Genomic DNA, 15,283 nt, shown 5'->3' with positions numbered 1-15,283 from the left:
GGAGTTTTCTTTGTTTTCAAGAAAAGAATCGCTTTGAATCACCCCAATCAATTTCTTTTTCTTCGCTTGTTGGCGATACCTATTTTCGCTTTTTTACTTCTTTCTTGTAAAAGAACTGATAGTGAAAAAGGAGGAAATCAAACTCTTTTTAGAGTATTACCTTCCGATTCTACAGGGCTGAACTTTACGAATCAAATTCAGGAGACTGCGATTGCAAATGTCCTTTATTATCAATATTTCTATAATGGAGGAGGAGTTGCAGTTGGCGATATCAATAATGATGGATTGGAGGATTTGTATTTTACTGCAAATCAGCAATCCAATAAACTTTTTTTAAACCTTGGAAACCTTCGTTTTAAAGACATCACTCTAGCAACTGGAACCGGTGGAAGAGAAGCTGCCTGGACAACTGGTACAGCCATTGTGGATATCAATTCCGATGGATTAAAAGATATTTATGTGTGTTATTCTGGTGACTTGGATGAGTCTTCCAGAAAAAACCAATTGTTTGTAAATCAGGGCTTGGATAAGCAAGGTATCCCTTATTTCAAGGAAATGGCAGAAGACTATGGATTAGCTGATCCTGCCTATTCTGTAGCAGCTTATTTTTCAGATTTGGATAGAGATGGGGATTTGGATATGCTGCTTCTAAATCATAATCCAAGTCTATTTACAAATCTCAATGAACAGGCATTCAAGTCTATGCTCAGTGAATATGATTCAATGAGTAGCTCCAAAATCTATCGAAATGAAGGAGGAAAATTTCACGATGTAAGTAAGGAAGTCGGCTTTTCTGGAAGCCCATTGAGTTATGGCTTAGGTGCTGTGATCTCTGACTTTAATCAAGATGGTTGGCCTGATATTTACTTAGGAAATGATTATTCGGCCCCAGATTATTTTTATGTCAATCAAGGGGATGGCACGTTCAGGAATGATCTTAATGAGGCTTTTTCGATTACCAGTCAATATTCAATGGGAGTGGATGCATCCGATTTCAATCAAGATGGCTGGACTGATCTGATTTCTCTGGACATGCTTCCTGCGAGCAATAAGCGTCAAAAATTATTGCATAGTCCTGAAAATTACGAGCACTATCAATTATTTGTCCGATCTGGATTGCATCATCAGGTGATGAGAAATATGCTCCAACTGAATAATCAAAATGGGACCTTTTCTGAAATCGGGAACCTTTCGGGCATAGAGGCAACGGATTGGAGTTGGGCTCCGCTGGCTGGGGATTATGACAATGATGGCTGGACCGACCTTTTTATTTCCAATGGATTTTTGAAGGATTTTACGAATCTGGATTTTATCAATTACAGAAATACTCAATTGGGTAACACTCATGTGACAACTGAAACGGTTCAGAATTTAATTCAGAAAATGCCTGCAACCAAGGTTGGAAATTTTGCATTTAAAAATCAAAATGGACTTCAATTTCAGGATGTCTCCGATGAATGGGGTATTGGTATTCCGGGAAATAGTAATGGAGCTATTTATGCCGATTTGGATCAGGATGGTGATTTGGATTTAGTACTCAATAATCTAAATGAGCCTTCTCAGATCTTTGAAAACACAGCTTCTGGAGAAGGAAATCACTTTCTTCAAATTCAATTGGAAGGCCCGCAAGGGAATCCTTCAGGAATTGGTTCCAAAGTTTGGTTGTATTCCAATGGAAAACTCCAGTATCAAGAGCAATTGATTTACAAAGGCTATCAAGGGAATGTGTCAGAAATCCTGCATTTTGGACTTGGTCAGCAAGCTATTGATTCGATTAAAGTTGTATGGCCAGATGGAAGAAAGGAAAACATTGAGAAACCAAATTCAGGTCAACTGTTGAAGGTTTCTTATGGAAATTCTACCACCAATGTTGAATTTAAAAAACCGAATAAACCATTTTGGGAATTGGTGGATGAGTGGGATTTGGAAGAAATCGATGCTACTATTGAAGACTTTAAGAGTCAAAATCAATTATTGTATTCCCAATCAAACTCTAAGGTTCATTTTGCAAAAGGAGATCTTAATCTGGATGGAAACGAGGATCTGGTTTTTAGTGATGGAAAAGGAAATGTTTGGTTGATTGATGGAATCAAAAAGTCATTTCAGCTTAAAGAAAAATTGATTTCTGGAATTCAAAGTCGAGTTTCCGGTTTGGAGTTGATGGACTTGGATGGTGACGGAAAGCTCGACTTGATAATCTCCAAATTGAATGGTGAAAATGGAAGCCGAATCTATTTTCAAGGTCCAAATTTCAATTTTGACAATGAGGTTATCCTTTCAGTTGATGGGGAACAGAGATTCAATTCAAAGGTTTTGCCTTGGGATTTTGATCAAGATGGGGACTTGGATCTCATTTTGGGAGGAACCTATCTACCTGGAAGATGGCCTGAGTCAAGCCCAACTTTGGTTTTTGAGAATTTGGGGAAGAGGAAGTTCCAATATGTTTCATCTCAAATCTTAAATGAAATCAATCGGGTCACAGACATGACGATCTTGGATGGAAATGGAGATGGAAAAGAAGAATTATGGATTAGCTCCGAGTTTGAACCTATTCGAGCAATCCAATTCGATTCCGAAGAATTTTCATGGGTCCAAACTGGTCTTCCAATACAAAGTCGAGGACTTTGGAGAAAGTTATTCACCACCAAAAGTGAAAGTGGTAATGACCTTTTGTTTATGGGGAATTGGGGGCTCAATAGCCGCTTAGAAGCTGATTCAGAAAAACCTTTGTCTCTGTATTTTGCAGATTTTGATCAAAATGGCTCCGTTGATCCTTTGATGGAAATTCAAATCCAGGGTGAACTATTCCCTTTCTTTTCCAGAGATGAATTGAGCAGTCAACTTTATAAGAAGAAAGCAAAATTTCCTGATCACGAAGGATTTTCGAATGTGAAAATCTCAGGAATTTTGGATGAAAAGGAGTTGGAAATTGCCACCATTTTGAAGGTTGATACTTTAGCAAGTTTGGCTTTTGAGAAAAAAGATGGTGTTTGGAAATCTATACCTCTTCCATTGAATTTTCAATATTCACCAATTTCGATTTTCCTTGAGCCTTCTGAAAACGAATTATTGGTATTGGGTAATCTTGAAAGTACACGATTGAAAATTGGGAAGTTGACTGCAAATCCAGGAATTCAGTTTTCAATCGATTTGACAGATAAAATCCAATCTTTTGGACCTGAACAAACTGGTATTAATCTTAACCAAGAAGTCGTGGATGCGATACTTCTCGATGAAATGCTTTGGGTAAGTACTGCCAGTGGAAAAATTATCCAGTATCAAAAGTCAAAATGATCCCAAATCTTACCGATTCAATAATGATGAAACTTTACACAGGTAAAGATTATAGTAGATTCTCTTCAATTTTTGTCTGTCAAAAACAAGGAAGCTTCTTTTATTTAGTAGCTTTTATGCTTTTGATTTTTTCCTGCCAAACGAAGGTAGAATTGGAAAAATATCAGGTTCTTGAGAGTCTGAGAATAAATCAATTAGGATTTTTCACCAATCAAAAAAAGATAGCGATTTGGGTTTCTGAAGAGGAAGAAAAAGAATTTTGGATTGTAGATACAGATAATAAAGATTTGATCTTGAAGGGAAAGACATCTCTTAATCCAAGTTCTACTTTTTCTGGGAAGAAAGTTCAGATCATTGATTTTTCATCTCTAAACAAAGCTGGAAAATATGAGATTATCATTCCTTTAATTGGAAAGTCCTATCCATTTGAAATAAAGAAGAGCATTTTTGAAAATTTAGGCAAGGCTTCTTTGAAGGCATTCTATTATCAAAGGGCTTCCACTCCGATTGATTCTATTTATGCAGGGAAATGGAGTAGAAGCTCCTCTCATCCTGATACTAATGTTTCTATTCATTCATCAGCTGCCGATTCATATAGGCCAGTAGGGTATAAAATTGATGGGTCTAAAGGTTGGTATGACGCTGGGGATTATAATAAATATGTGGTCAACAGTGGGATTACTTTAGGAACGCTAATGTCTCTTTACGAGGATTATCCGCACTATTTTCAAGAATTGACATTGAATATTCCAGAGTCTCAAGATAGAATTCCAGACATTTTGAATGAAATTCAATGGAACTTGGACTGGATGATTGGAATGCAGGATCCATCTGACGGGGGCGTTTATCACAAGTTGACAACTGCCAAATTCGAAGGTTTTGTGCAGCCCATAGATGCTACTCATGAACGATTTGTAGTCCAAAAAAGTACTGCGGCTGCTTTGGACTTTGCGGCAGTAATGGCTCAAGCACATCGAATTTTTAAGACCTATTCTCCTCAAAATAGTGAGTGGTATTTGAAAGCTGCTGAAAAAGCCTGGCATTGGGCAGAAAAAAATCCTACTGCCATTTATGATCAAAATTCATTGAATGAACGTTTTGCTCCCCCTGTAACCACAGGTGCTTATGGTGACAAGAGCCTGGATGATGAAAGAGTTTGGGCTGCATCTGAATTATTTATTGCGACCCATAATCTGGACTATTGGAAAGTAGTTGAAGGTTCAAACTTGGATTTTATTTTACCTACTTGGTCAAAAGTCAAATGGCTGGGATACTATTCCTTGCTTCGTCATTCTCAGAATTTGAGTAATACTTCACCTATTTGGATTGACCATGTAAAACTTCAAATGCAACAAGCTGCGGATGAAATTGTGAAAGAAAGCAGGAAAACAGCCTTTTTGAATCCGATGGAAACCCAAAGAAGTAATTTCGTTTGGGGGAGTAATGCTGTAGCAGCCAATCAAGGGATTTTATTGATTCAGGCTTTTAAGCTATTTGGAGAGCCGAGTTATTTGGAAGGAGCATTTGATAACTTGGATTATTTGTTGGGTAGGAATTCCACAGGATATTCATACGCTACGGGTTTTGGGGCGAAAACGCCTCAATTTCCTCACCATCGATTGATAGCTGGTAGAGAATCACTTGGGCCTATTCCTGGATTTTTGGTGGGTGGTCCAAATCCTGGAAAACAAGATAAAGTCATGTATTCCAGTTCTTTTCCAGATGAAACCTATGTGGATGATCTGGAAAGTTATGCAAGCAATGAAATTGCAATCAATTGGAATGCTGCTTTTGCCTATTTGGTCAATGCTTTGCAAGCTATTGAAACAGAATAATTTCTGTTGGTGGAAAAATTGGGAAAACAGGCTAGAGTTTCAGATATTTTCTTCAATTTCCCTGTGAATCCAAGACTTAATATGAAAAAGCTTTCTGTATTGTTGATTGCATTGCCAATGTTGGTTTTTGGCTGCAAAGAAAAATTCCAGTCTGAAATCACCCTACCAAGAGTTATTTCGGAAGGAATGGTTTTACAACGGGACCAGCCTATTTCAGTTTGGGGAAAAGGGATTCCTGGAGAAAATGTCCGAGTAAGTATAGCCGGTGTAATGTCCAGCACTGAGGTAGAAAGTGACAGTACTTGGATTGTAGGTTTACCTTCGGTTTCTGCTGGTGGACCGCATATTATGAAAGTCAATCAAACAGAAGTTAAAGATGTGTATTTCGGAGATGTTTGGTTGGCTGGAGGTCAATCCAACATGGAATGGCCATTGAAGTCAGGAGTTATTGGGGCTGATGCAGAATATAAAGATGGCGGAAATCCAAAGATTCGTTTTTTTAAAGTGCCTAGGATCTATGCAGCTGTTAAAAAGTCAGACATTCCAGAAGGGGAATGGAAAGTTGCAGACTCTATCAATATGCCTGATTTTTCTGCTGTGGCTTGGTTTTTTGCCAAAAGAAATGCTTTGGAAAAAGATGTGCCTGTTGGAATTATAGAGTCCAACTGGGGCGGAACTCCTGCTGAGGGATGGACAGATGCTGAAATCTTGGCTGAAATGGAAGGAATGTCCTTTTTAGAAGAGGCATTGGATATGGTCGAAAATCAAGAGAAGTGGGATAAGGAGTTTCAGGCAAATGATAAAAGACGCGAGATGCGTGATATCATGGTGCATCATCCAGATTCGGCTACAGCTAGAGAGGTTTCTTCAGTAGACTATAGTGATTCTCAATGGAGTAAAATTAACCTTCCTTCAGCCAATCCTCTAAGTGATATAGCTTGGGTTCGGAAGTCATTTCAATTGGCTTCAACGGAAGATGTTACATTAATTTTTCCTTCGATTGATCAAATGGCATTTATCTATATCAATGGTGAATTGGTTCATCATAAAGATTGGGGAACTACGATGCCTGAGGTTTCGGTATCATCTGATTTACTTTTTGAGGGTAAAAATGTAATTACAATTCGAGCTATTAATACTTGGAATAATAAACCTGTTATTGGATCAAAAGATGAAATGTATTTGCTACAAGCAGGGAAGAAGATCGCTTTAGAAGGAACTTGGTCTTATTCTAACGCTATTGTTGAACCAAAGCTACCTGAAGTAACTTGGCAAAACTGGAAGCCTGGAGCCATGTATAATGCCATGATTTATCCATTGAAAGATTATGGAATCAAAGGTGTGATTTGGTATCAGGGTGAAAGTAACGCTGGTAGAGCAGGGGAGTACAAAGAGCTATTTGAGACCATGATAACTAACTGGCGAACTATCTGGGATCTTCCAGAAATGCCATTTCTTTTTGTTCAACTAGCCAATTTCATGGAAAGGGTCGATATCCAACCAGATAGCCAATGGGCTTTCTTACGTGAGGCACAGACAGAAACCTTGGAACTACCTAAAACGGGCATGTCTGTGATTATTGATATTGGAGAAGCAGAAGATATTCACCCTAGAAATAAGAAAGACGTGGGAGAAAGATTATGGCTTCAAGCAAGAAAAGTTGCTTTCAATGAAAAAGTAACCGCATCAGGGCCCATTATCAAAGAGGTTAGCAAAACTGGAGCTACTGTTACTCTCAATTATGTTTCAATTGGTGATGGATTACAATTGATTGTGGAAGGAGATGTAAAAGGCTTTATTCTGAAGAATGAGGCAGGAAAATGGATTTTAGCAGAAGGTAAAATTGTAGGTAAAGATCAGATTCAAATCAAGTTGCCAGATGGATTCAATCCAGTAGAAATTAGATATGCTTGGGCTGATAATCCTGAGGTGAATTTGATCAATTCAGAAGGTTTACCAGCTCAGCCGTTTCGAATGGAATTGGAATAATTAGTCTTGGGATTTGATGTCTTGAACTTCCATCATTTCATCTACTTTTTCTTGAAATTGTGGTCTTGGAGTTATTCCGACCACATTTTCCAAGAAATTGATGGTTTCAAACATGACGCCTTCCCAATCATCAGAAGTGATCGAACTTGAGATCACATGATTTCCAGACTTAGGAAATGCCTTTTCTACTTTTAGGTTTTCTGGAGTGGAAACTTCTTGGAACATTTCAAGCATTTTTTGGACAGAGACGGTACCGTCTTGTTCCTCCTCACTTTTGTAATAGTATCCTAAAAATAGAGGTTGATGAATTTTTTCGTAAGTGGATTTATTCATCATACTATACATCAATACAGCCAAGCTCTGGTAGCCATTGATATGATAATCTTCAGACCAGTAAGCGGCTTTGATTTCGCTTCTTTCTTGATGGATCATTTTGTCTTTCATGGCAAAATTTTCCATTAAGAACTTTGCCCAAGGAGTAAATAATTTCCCTAAAACCTCACCACGATCCCTAAAGGCTGGAGAATAAAGGACCAAAGCTTTGATGTCAGGCTGCTGACTTGCAAGGAGTGTAGTCAAGGCTCCACCCATGGAAGTGCCAATTATGATGACTTCATCTCCTAAGACTTTCCCAATTTGATATGCTTCACCAACAGCGTCAGCCAATTTCTGAGCTGTGAGGTATTCCATTCCATTTTCTCTTCGGATTCCATGTTCTGGAAGACGGGTCACAAACAAATTGGCTCCGAAATGCTCTGCCAAAAATCTATGAACAGGGTCGCCTTCCATGGGACTTGCTCCAAATCCATGGATATAGACGATAGAGTAGGGAGTCTTTCTTTTGTTGCTAGAATCTGCCCATTGGATATAGGCTTCATTGTCTGGTTTCAAGCCTTTCACACTGTCTTCCCTTTGGGAAATATATGCTTCTAATTCATTTAACCGAGTTGGGATTTCGGGAAAATGAATTTCAAGGTTTTCTGTTTCGACTTTTGGCCCTAGCATGTAAACTATGACCAAAACCATAGCCGTGGCAAATAATCCTAGGAAGATTTTACGAAGCATATCAAGAAGTTTTCAAAGTTGGAGAGCTCGAATTTACGACGATTTGAGTTCCATCCTTCAAAAATACGTGAGTTCTAAATTTTAACTTGGAATAATTTTCAATCTCACCTGTGAAATTGAATCCCAAGTAAGCAGGAATTTCTTTGAAATCTTTTAATTCTGAAAGCTTTTTGCCGGCATAATCTTCAAAAAGGAATGTGATATCTGATCCGTTTTGAAGATTCCCAAATGCTTCTGTCAAGGTGATTGAAATATTTGAAATATTCGAAAAGTTATAGACTAGTGCACAAGAAAGTGCATAGGCTTTACCTGGAAAGGAATTCAATAATTTGCTGGTTGTTGTTTCTTCTGGCTTGAAATTGAAAACTACACTGAAGTCTGAAAAAGTGACTGTATCTGACTCCACTGCAAACCGATCGTCTATAAATGGAGTGAAGTTGACTTCTAAATCTTCAAAAGTTGCTTTTACAGGATCGGGACATTCGCCAAATATGTAGGGATTTGGTTCCTCAACACATGAAACAATTACCATCAAGAATAAATAACCAAAACAAAGCACTAGAGTTGATTTTATAGGTTTGAAGTTGAAATTCATCTTTTCTTAGATTTTGGAAAATTGTGTACTATAAGTTTCTGATATTAAAACTTTAGCTTTCATGTGTATCGTTTCATTAATTTTGACGTATTAGACTTAAATTTTGATACTTATGAAGCGATATATTTTTGCCCTTGTTGTAGTTTTTTCTTTCCTATCTCAGGCTTTTGCCCAAGAAGATAAAATTCCTTCCAAATTTGTGTATTTGGAATTGGGTGGGGCAGGTCTCCCGTACAGTTTTAATTATGATTTTCGATTTAACCCAGAAGATATGAATTCCTGGGGGATGAGAGTGGGTGCTGGAGGTTATACAGTTTCTGGCGGAGAATCTTTTTTTTCAATTCCTTTGATGGTCAATAAACTCTACGGAAATGGTCCACATTATTTCGAGTTAGGTTTTGGAGCTACATTTTTTGGATTTAGCAATGATTCCTATTCCTATTGCATCGACGGGTATTATGATCAAAATACCGGTCAATATATCTGCAATACCTACGATAATGATGACTATAATTTCATCTTAGACGTAGATGGGTCTCCAAGTTTAATGGGGACCATGAATTTTGGATACAGAAAGGTTCCTGTAGATGGAGGGTTTATGTGGAAAATTAATGTCAACCCGATTTTCAACAATAATGGATTTTGGCCATTGTTTGGAGGAATAGGGATTGGATACGCTTTCTAAAGCTCGAATCCGTAATCCCTTTCTACCAAGCAAATTCTAGTTTTATAGGCTTTGTACCACTTGTCTCTTCCATTTTTTTGGGCTTCCAGATGGTCTTGTTGCTGTTTCCAAAATTTGATTGATTCCAAATCTTTCCAATAGGAAATAGTAATGCCCATTCCATCTCTTACACTTTCATGTCCTAAGTAACCAGGTGTTTTTTCTGCCAACTCAACCATATGCTCAGCTGTTTGTCCATATCCTTCATCAGTATCAGTTCTGATATTTGAAAATATCACAGCATAGTATGGAGGCGGTGGAGTGTTTGCAATCATTTTTTTTGATGTTCAATAGGGGGAAGAATCTTTTCAGTTGTCTTAGTATAAAGTTGATCAAAATATTTGATTCTGAGTGAGCTTGACTGCTCATAAATGAATTCAATAACGATCTCAAAAGAGAAAACTAAACCAACATTTTAATGCAAGCAATTATGAAAACTGGAAAGAAAAGACCATTTGTTTTAAAACTCATCTTGGGATTACTATTAACTCCTTTGCTTTTCTCCTGCGGATATGGGGAATTGGAAGTCGTCCAAACTATTGATGAGGAATTTTATGATGTACAAAAGATTGATATTGAATCAGGCTTTTTGGAGGTAGTTTATGAAGGAGTTGAGGGTAAAACTGAAGTGACATTGACAGGTACCTTAGAATCATCTCGACCTGGAGCTTATAAGGTGAAATACCAAATGGAAGGAGACGAATTGAAAATCGAATTGGATCAGAAAAATTTAATCGGATCTGGAAGACATAAAGGTGTTCTTTATATCAGTGGACCTGTGTCTATTGAATTGGATGTAGAATCAGGATCCGGAACTACTCAGATTTCCAATGTTGAATCTTCAGAAATAGAATTGGATGCAGGTTCGGGAAGGTTGGAATTGTATAATGTTGCTGCCAATACTATTGATCTTGAGGTTGGTTCAGGTACGATAAAAGGCTATAATTTGGTAGGGAATGTGAAAGGTGAAGCTGGTTCTGGAAGGTTAGAATTCGATCAAATTGATGGAGATGCTAAATTGAATGTATCCAGTGGTGTTATTAGAGTTAAGTCTATCACGGGGAAATTGAACTCTCAATTGAGTTCAGGTAACCTTTACATGGAAAGAGTAAATGAAATCGAAGAACTAAAAGTTAGTTCGGGTTCCATTGAAGGTGAAGATATAGGCTTAGGAGCAAAAACACGTTTGAGTAGCTCTTCTGGTAGAATAAAAATTCAAACTTATTCTGATTTAGCTGATTACAATTATGATTTTCAAGCAGGAAGTGGAAGAGTGAAAGTAGGAGATAGTTCTTCCTCAGGAAGTTTAGAAATCCACAATGGTTCACCATATACAATTCAGGGATCTGTAAGCAGTGGATCAATTGAGATTTTCAATTAAAATATTTTAACGTTCTAAATTAACAGATAAGGCACTTTCAGGGTGTCTTATCTGTTTTTGACTTATAGCCTGATTATTAATCTTTTGACGTAAATCAATTAATTAAAATTAGGATAACTGTTCTAAAATTCTTACCGTATATTTGTATGCATAACGAGTAATTCAGAATGTAAAACCAAATATTATTTCGTTAAGAATGCCTGATATCTTTCTTTAGTAAAGGTTTCATAAGGGTTGTTAGGTTGATGAACACGGGCATTCGAAAACGGTTATCCTTCCGAGTTCTAAAAAAGGAATAGTGAAAAGTTGTTTAAATCACTCCCGACCCCGGCTCCCCGCCGGGGTCTTGTTTTTTGATACCATTTGAATTAGTGAGGTAGGCTTTCTAAGATTTTCTTAACCAATTCCGCTTTATCACCATTTGGAATCCATCTAGCTACGATTACCAGTTCATTTTCTGGATCTACATATATCATATTCGTTCCTGCTCCGATGTGTAGAAAGGCTGATTTCGGACCTGCTGGAACTTGCTTTTGATCTTCATTCAAGAAGTAATTCATAAATCCATAACCAGGATTTGCAGGTGTTGGGATTTTAGATTTTGCGATCCAATCTTTGGAAATCAATTGTTTTCCAGCCCAATTACCTTCGTTCATTGTTAGGTATCCAAATCGTGCCTGATCATAAGCAGAAAGCATCATTCCACCTCCCCAATGTGATCCGCCACTTACAGATTGCATGATTTGGCCATCAATAATCACAAAGGAATTTTCATAACCAGTCCATCTCCAAGTATCACTTGCTCCAATTGGGTCCATGATTTTTTCCTTCAAAACTGTTGGAAGCGGCTTTCTCCAAACATTCAAAAGAGCCAAAGCCAAGACATTTACCCGAGTGTCATTGTATTCATATTTGGAACCGGGACTGTTTTGAGGCCTTGCTCTTTTCTCAGCTACTCCTTCAGCTGGTCTGTCTCCCCAATCAGGTTTTCCCCATAATGAACCTTCCCAATCTGAAGTCTGTCTCAATAAATGATTCCAAGTGATGGTTTTATTGTGTTCTGTGTCAAAAAGCTCAAACACATCATCATCCATCAAATGATCCGATTTATTCATTAATAACTTGGCTGGTTCATAAGGGTAAATAGGAGCCATGTAAGGATAAACCAAATCTTGCTCGCTTTGGATCAAACCCTCAGCTACCGCCAATCCTGCGGTAGTGGAAAGAAAACTTTTTGCTACTGAAAAAGTCAAATCAACTCTGTTAGGCTCTCCCCACTGGCCAACAACATATCCTTTAAAAATAATCAATCCCGTCGCTGGACCACGAGTTTTCATGGGGCCGACAGGATAACCGAAAGGTTCTCTACCGAAAGCCGATTCGTAGTGAGCGATTTTCAAATTTGGATTAGCATCACTTTCGTGAGCTATCGCAAAATCAATGGCCTCTTGAACCTTTTGGGAATTAAGTCCCAATTCTGTCGGTGATTTCTTCTCCCAGTTTCCTTTTTTAGGAAAGTAGGTTTGAGAAAAAGTAGTTTGTACTGCGAAGGCAGAAAATAAAAGAAGTAAGGCTGTTTTTTTCATGCTTAGGTGATTTATTGCGATTTTACAAAATTCCTGCTCCAATGCATTGCCATTGGTGGATTTGAAAAATGGAAATTCTTCAAAACTCTTTGAACACTTTCTGGTTACCTTTTAAGGAATTCTATAATCTCTTTGTTTTTGAAGAATTCTGACTGTTTTAACCCAGCCTTTAAATATGAAAGAAGATAAAATATATATCATCGGTGCCGGCTTATCCGGATTAGTAGCTGCTTTGGAATTAGAAAAAGCGGGATTTTCCCCTATAATTTTGGAGGCTTCAGATCGTGTAGGCGGTAGAATGAAAACGGATGAAGTAGAGGGGTTTTTATTAGATCATGGGTTTCAGGTTCTCAATACTGCCTATCCAGAGGCAAAAAGGTATCTAGATTTTCAGGCTTTAAACCTGAAGACTTTTGATCCGGGAGCTGTAATAATGGATGGTAATGAATCCTATATTATCACAGATCCTCTAAGAAATCCTTTGAAGGTGATGGGGATGGCTTTTTCTAAAGTGGGAACACTTCTGGATAAGATTAAAATGTTTTCTCTGACACAAGAATTGAAGAAAAAGACCTTTGAAGAGATTTTTGAAACTCCTTCGATCCCAACACACCAATACCTCAAAAAGTATGGTTTTTCGGATCAGATCATCACCAATTTCTTTAATCCCTTTTTTAGAGGAATTTTCTTGGAAAAGCATCTGAATACCAGCTCCAGGATGTTTGAGTATGTATTCAAAATGTTTTCCATTGGACATGCAGCGATTCCGGCTAAAGGAATGGGAGAGGTGGCAGAAATGTTGAGAAGACAATTGAGCACTACTCAGATTTTCTTCATAAGTCCTGTAGAAGAAGTTCAAGGAGATAAAATCTTACTTAAAAATGGGGATGAGCTGCATGCAGATAGAATAATTATCGCGGTGCAACCAGATAAAATCATGAAACAACTTCAGGGACAATTCGCTTCTCCGAGGAAGGTTACCAATCTCTATTTTTCACTGCAAAAGTCGTTTTTAGCTCGGCCTATGATAGGATTGCTACCTCATGGAAAATTGGTAAATAATCTTGTTTTCATGGATGATGTTTCAGATGCATACAGTCAAAATGGAAGAGCTTTACTTTCTGTGACAGTTTTGGAAAATGAATTGGATGACAAAGAGTTGATTCAACAAGTTCAAAATGAATTAGAGGAGGTGTCGGGAGTGAAAAGCGAATACTTCAAGTTCGTTCATTTGTATCATATTCCTTATGCATTGCCTGTTTTGGACGATTTGAAATACAGTATTCCGATTAGTGAATGTCAAATTACCGATCAGGTTTATTTGGCTGGAGATTATCTGTTGAATGGCTCGATCAATGCCGCCATGAGGTCTGGAAGAATTGCAGCTGAGTCCATCATCCATTCTTATATGCCGACTCATTGAGGATTTGCAACGGAATAGCTTCCAAAAAAGCTTATCTTTGCCGGCATGAATATACCTCCTTGCCCTTCCTGCGGATCTCCGTATGGATATGAAATGGACGATAAGCTAGTTTGTCCTGAATGTTCTTATGAATGGATTCCTTCATCTGAGGAAGAAGTTGAAGAAGGACTGATTGTCAAAGATGCCAATGGTACTCAGTTGGCGGATGGTGATGCTGTTGTGATTGTTAAAGACCTTCCTGTAAAAGGAGCGCCGAAGCCGATTAAGGCAGGTACGAAAGTGAGAAGTATCAGACTAGTGGAAGGGGATCACAATATTGATTGTAAAATCGATGGATTTGGATCGATGGCCTTGAAAAGTGAATTTGTAAGAAAGGCATAATTGCCATAAAATATAAGTGAAAAGGGTTCGGAATTGATTTCCGAACCCTTTTTTGTTTTTTATTTCCCGATTGACTTGTCATCGACTTTAACATCTCCAACTAAGTATTGCATACCGTCCAAGAAAAACTGTAGCAAATCTGCGTTTTCGAAGCTTTGAGCATTGTGAGAAGGAGAGCTATAAAGCACTCTACCTTTTCCGTCTTTTCTGATCCAGGCCACATAAGTCACTCCGTCTTTCAATTCTTTTTCTTTTCTCTGACCTTCAATTTCTGCATTGTTGAAATACAAAAGAGGTTTGAAATCAAGATTCTCATAAGCGTTTTTGTAAAAGTAAGGCTCATCTGTATGAACAAATCCTTCTTTAGGAAAAGCCTGAACCAAAGGGTGGTTTGGATCAACCAATCTTACCTTGATATCTTGTTGTTTAGGATGATAATCAAAGCTTCCTCCCAATAATTCAGAGAATTCCTGAGAGTTATTGAAAGTGGTATTTCCTCCATGGATTACGAATAAACCTCCTCCTTTTTTCACGAAGTTGATTAGGTTTTTCTCCAATTCACCCGCTTTTTTCCAAACTGCCACACTATCTGAATGCTGATCTTCACTTAGCTTATCAACGAATAGATTTCTGTATTGAGGTTTTGAGTTGGTGTTGTTTAGGACAATCAAATCAAATTCCTTCAAGTTTGCCTTTTCAAACATTTCTATGTCTGTGCTTGAAGTGACATCAAATGCACCACTTTTTTGTCCCAAGATTTTGAACATCTCTTCTGTATGTGGATTTACCCAATGAACGAAACCTGTGTGTAGTGAAAAAACTAGAACCTTTTTTGGTTTGGTGGTAGGGAAGGTTGGTTTCTCTGGAGCCAGAGAATAGATTTTATCCTTCCATGCATCAGTCAATTTTACTTCAGACATGCTTTGTCCAAAGGAAAATTGAGAGCTTAAGAGGAAAACGATTCCGTAGAAAATAGATTTCTTCATGGGGTATTCAATTAAACTTTAAAT

At 37.8% G+C, this 15,283-nt stretch carries 12 protein-coding genes; 7 read left to right on the top strand and 5 right to left on the bottom strand.

All coding sequences use genetic code 11. The features are described 5' to 3' along the window. Positions 1–33 precede the first annotated feature (33 nt). The 3 genes from BUF13_RS03940 to BUF13_RS03930 all read left to right on the top strand — a co-directional run bounded on the left by BUF13_RS03940 (position 34) and on the right by BUF13_RS03930 (position 7,118). On the top strand, positions 34–3,294 hold the full coding sequence (locus BUF13_RS03940; protein WP_083586359.1) for a VCBS repeat-containing protein: 3,261 nt from the start codon (positions 34–36) through the stop codon (positions 3,292–3,294). A 23-nt stretch (positions 3,295–3,317) separates the two neighbouring features. Then, entirely contained in the window at positions 3,318–5,129 is a 1,812-nt protein-coding gene (locus BUF13_RS03935; protein ID WP_166669807.1) for a glycoside hydrolase family 9 protein, read from the top strand. Positions 5,130–5,210: 81 nt separating this feature from the next. Further along, the gene (locus BUF13_RS03930; protein ID WP_073570840.1) at positions 5,211–7,118 is read left to right on the top strand and encodes a sialate O-acetylesterase; all 1,908 of its coding nucleotides are present in this window, start codon (positions 5,211–5,213) and stop codon (positions 7,116–7,118) included. On the opposite strand, the gene BUF13_RS03925 is transcribed toward BUF13_RS03930, so the two are convergent. Next, positions 7,119–8,183, bottom strand: coding sequence for an alpha/beta hydrolase (locus BUF13_RS03925; protein WP_073570419.1), 1,065 nt, complete (start codon positions 8,181–8,183; stop codon positions 7,119–7,121). A gap of 1 nt (position 8,184) precedes the next feature. Continuing rightward, positions 8,185–8,778: a hypothetical protein gene (locus tag BUF13_RS03920; RefSeq protein ID WP_073570418.1), complete on the bottom strand. Its 594-nt coding sequence runs from the start codon at positions 8,776–8,778 to the stop codon at positions 8,185–8,187. Between the two features lie 112 nt (positions 8,779–8,890). Here BUF13_RS03920 and BUF13_RS03915 point away from each other — a divergent pair, with 112 nt between their 5' ends. Further along, positions 8,891–9,463 carry a hypothetical protein gene (locus BUF13_RS03915; RefSeq protein ID WP_073570417.1) on the top strand — a complete coding sequence of 191 codons (573 nt, stop codon included), beginning with the start codon at positions 8,891–8,893 and terminating at the stop codon, positions 9,461–9,463. On the opposite strand, the gene BUF13_RS03910 is transcribed toward BUF13_RS03915, so the two are convergent. Further along, positions 9,460–9,777, bottom strand: a complete 318-nt coding sequence (locus tag BUF13_RS03910) for an antibiotic biosynthesis monooxygenase family protein (protein WP_073570416.1) — start codon at positions 9,775–9,777, stop codon at positions 9,460–9,462. The two genes, BUF13_RS03915 and BUF13_RS03910, sit on opposite strands and share 4 nt — an antisense overlap. A 143-nt stretch (positions 9,778–9,920) precedes the next feature. Between BUF13_RS03910 and BUF13_RS03905 the strand changes: the two genes are divergently transcribed. Next, positions 9,921–10,883 (top strand): DUF4097 family beta strand repeat-containing protein, encoded by a 963-nt coding sequence (locus BUF13_RS03905; protein ID WP_073570415.1) that lies wholly within the window; start codon positions 9,921–9,923, stop codon positions 10,881–10,883. Positions 10,884–11,251: 368 nt separating this feature from the next. On the opposite strand, the gene BUF13_RS03900 is transcribed toward BUF13_RS03905, so the two are convergent. After that, a complete protein-coding gene (locus BUF13_RS03900; RefSeq protein WP_073570414.1) occupies positions 11,252–12,469 on the bottom strand; it encodes a serine hydrolase domain-containing protein in 1,218 nt (405 codons plus the stop codon). Positions 12,470–12,644: 175 nt separating this feature from the next. Between BUF13_RS03900 and BUF13_RS03895 the strand changes: the two genes are divergently transcribed. Both BUF13_RS03895 and BUF13_RS03890 read left to right on the top strand, forming a co-directional pair. Then, positions 12,645–13,892: an NAD(P)/FAD-dependent oxidoreductase gene (locus BUF13_RS03895; RefSeq protein ID WP_073570413.1), complete on the top strand. Its 1,248-nt coding sequence runs from the start codon at positions 12,645–12,647 to the stop codon at positions 13,890–13,892. 45 nt (positions 13,893–13,937) lie between these two features. Continuing rightward, complete coding sequence (locus BUF13_RS03890; RefSeq protein ID WP_073570412.1) at positions 13,938–14,273, top strand: zinc ribbon domain-containing protein YjdM; 336 nt, start codon at positions 13,938–13,940, stop codon at positions 14,271–14,273. Between the two features lie 59 nt (positions 14,274–14,332). Here BUF13_RS03890 and BUF13_RS03885 read toward each other — a convergent pair whose 3' ends face one another. Next, the gene (locus BUF13_RS03885) at positions 14,333–15,259 is read right to left on the bottom strand and encodes a ThuA domain-containing protein (RefSeq protein ID WP_073570411.1); all 927 of its coding nucleotides are present in this window, start codon (positions 15,257–15,259) and stop codon (positions 14,333–14,335) included. Positions 15,260–15,283: the final 24 nt, after the last annotated feature.

It is taken from the genome of Algoriphagus zhangzhouensis, assembly GCF_900148515.1.
GTDB classification, from domain to species: Bacteria; Bacteroidota; Bacteroidia; order Cytophagales; family Cyclobacteriaceae; genus Algoriphagus; species Algoriphagus zhangzhouensis.
This window is presented reverse-complemented; position numbering and strand designations above follow the sequence as displayed.

Coding starts and splice junctions, on each gene's coding strand:
- BUF13_RS03935 (WP_166669807.1), top strand. CDS start 3,318: ATGATGAAACTTTACACAGGTAAAGATTATAGTAGATTCTCTTCAATT.
- BUF13_RS03930 (WP_073570840.1), top strand. CDS start 5,211: ATGAAAAAGCTTTCTGTATTGTTGATTGCATTGCCAATGTTGGTTTTT.
- BUF13_RS03925 (WP_073570419.1), bottom strand. CDS start 8,183: ATGCTTCGTAAAATCTTCCTAGGATTATTTGCCACGGCTATGGTTTTG.
- BUF13_RS03920 (WP_073570418.1), bottom strand. CDS start 8,778: ATGAATTTCAACTTCAAACCTATAAAATCAACTCTAGTGCTTTGTTTT.
- BUF13_RS03915 (WP_073570417.1), top strand. CDS start 8,891: ATGAAGCGATATATTTTTGCCCTTGTTGTAGTTTTTTCTTTCCTATCT.
- BUF13_RS03910 (WP_073570416.1), bottom strand. CDS start 9,777: ATGATTGCAAACACTCCACCGCCTCCATACTATGCTGTGATATTTTCA.
- BUF13_RS03905 (WP_073570415.1), top strand. CDS start 9,921: ATGCAAGCAATTATGAAAACTGGAAAGAAAAGACCATTTGTTTTAAAA.
- BUF13_RS03900 (WP_073570414.1), bottom strand. CDS start 12,469: ATGAAAAAAACAGCCTTACTTCTTTTATTTTCTGCCTTCGCAGTACAA.
- BUF13_RS03895 (WP_073570413.1), top strand. CDS start 12,645: ATGAAAGAAGATAAAATATATATCATCGGTGCCGGCTTATCCGGATTA.
- BUF13_RS03890 (WP_073570412.1), top strand. CDS start 13,938: ATGAATATACCTCCTTGCCCTTCCTGCGGATCTCCGTATGGATATGAA.
- BUF13_RS03885 (WP_073570411.1), bottom strand. CDS start 15,259: ATGAAGAAATCTATTTTCTACGGAATCGTTTTCCTCTTAAGCTCTCAA.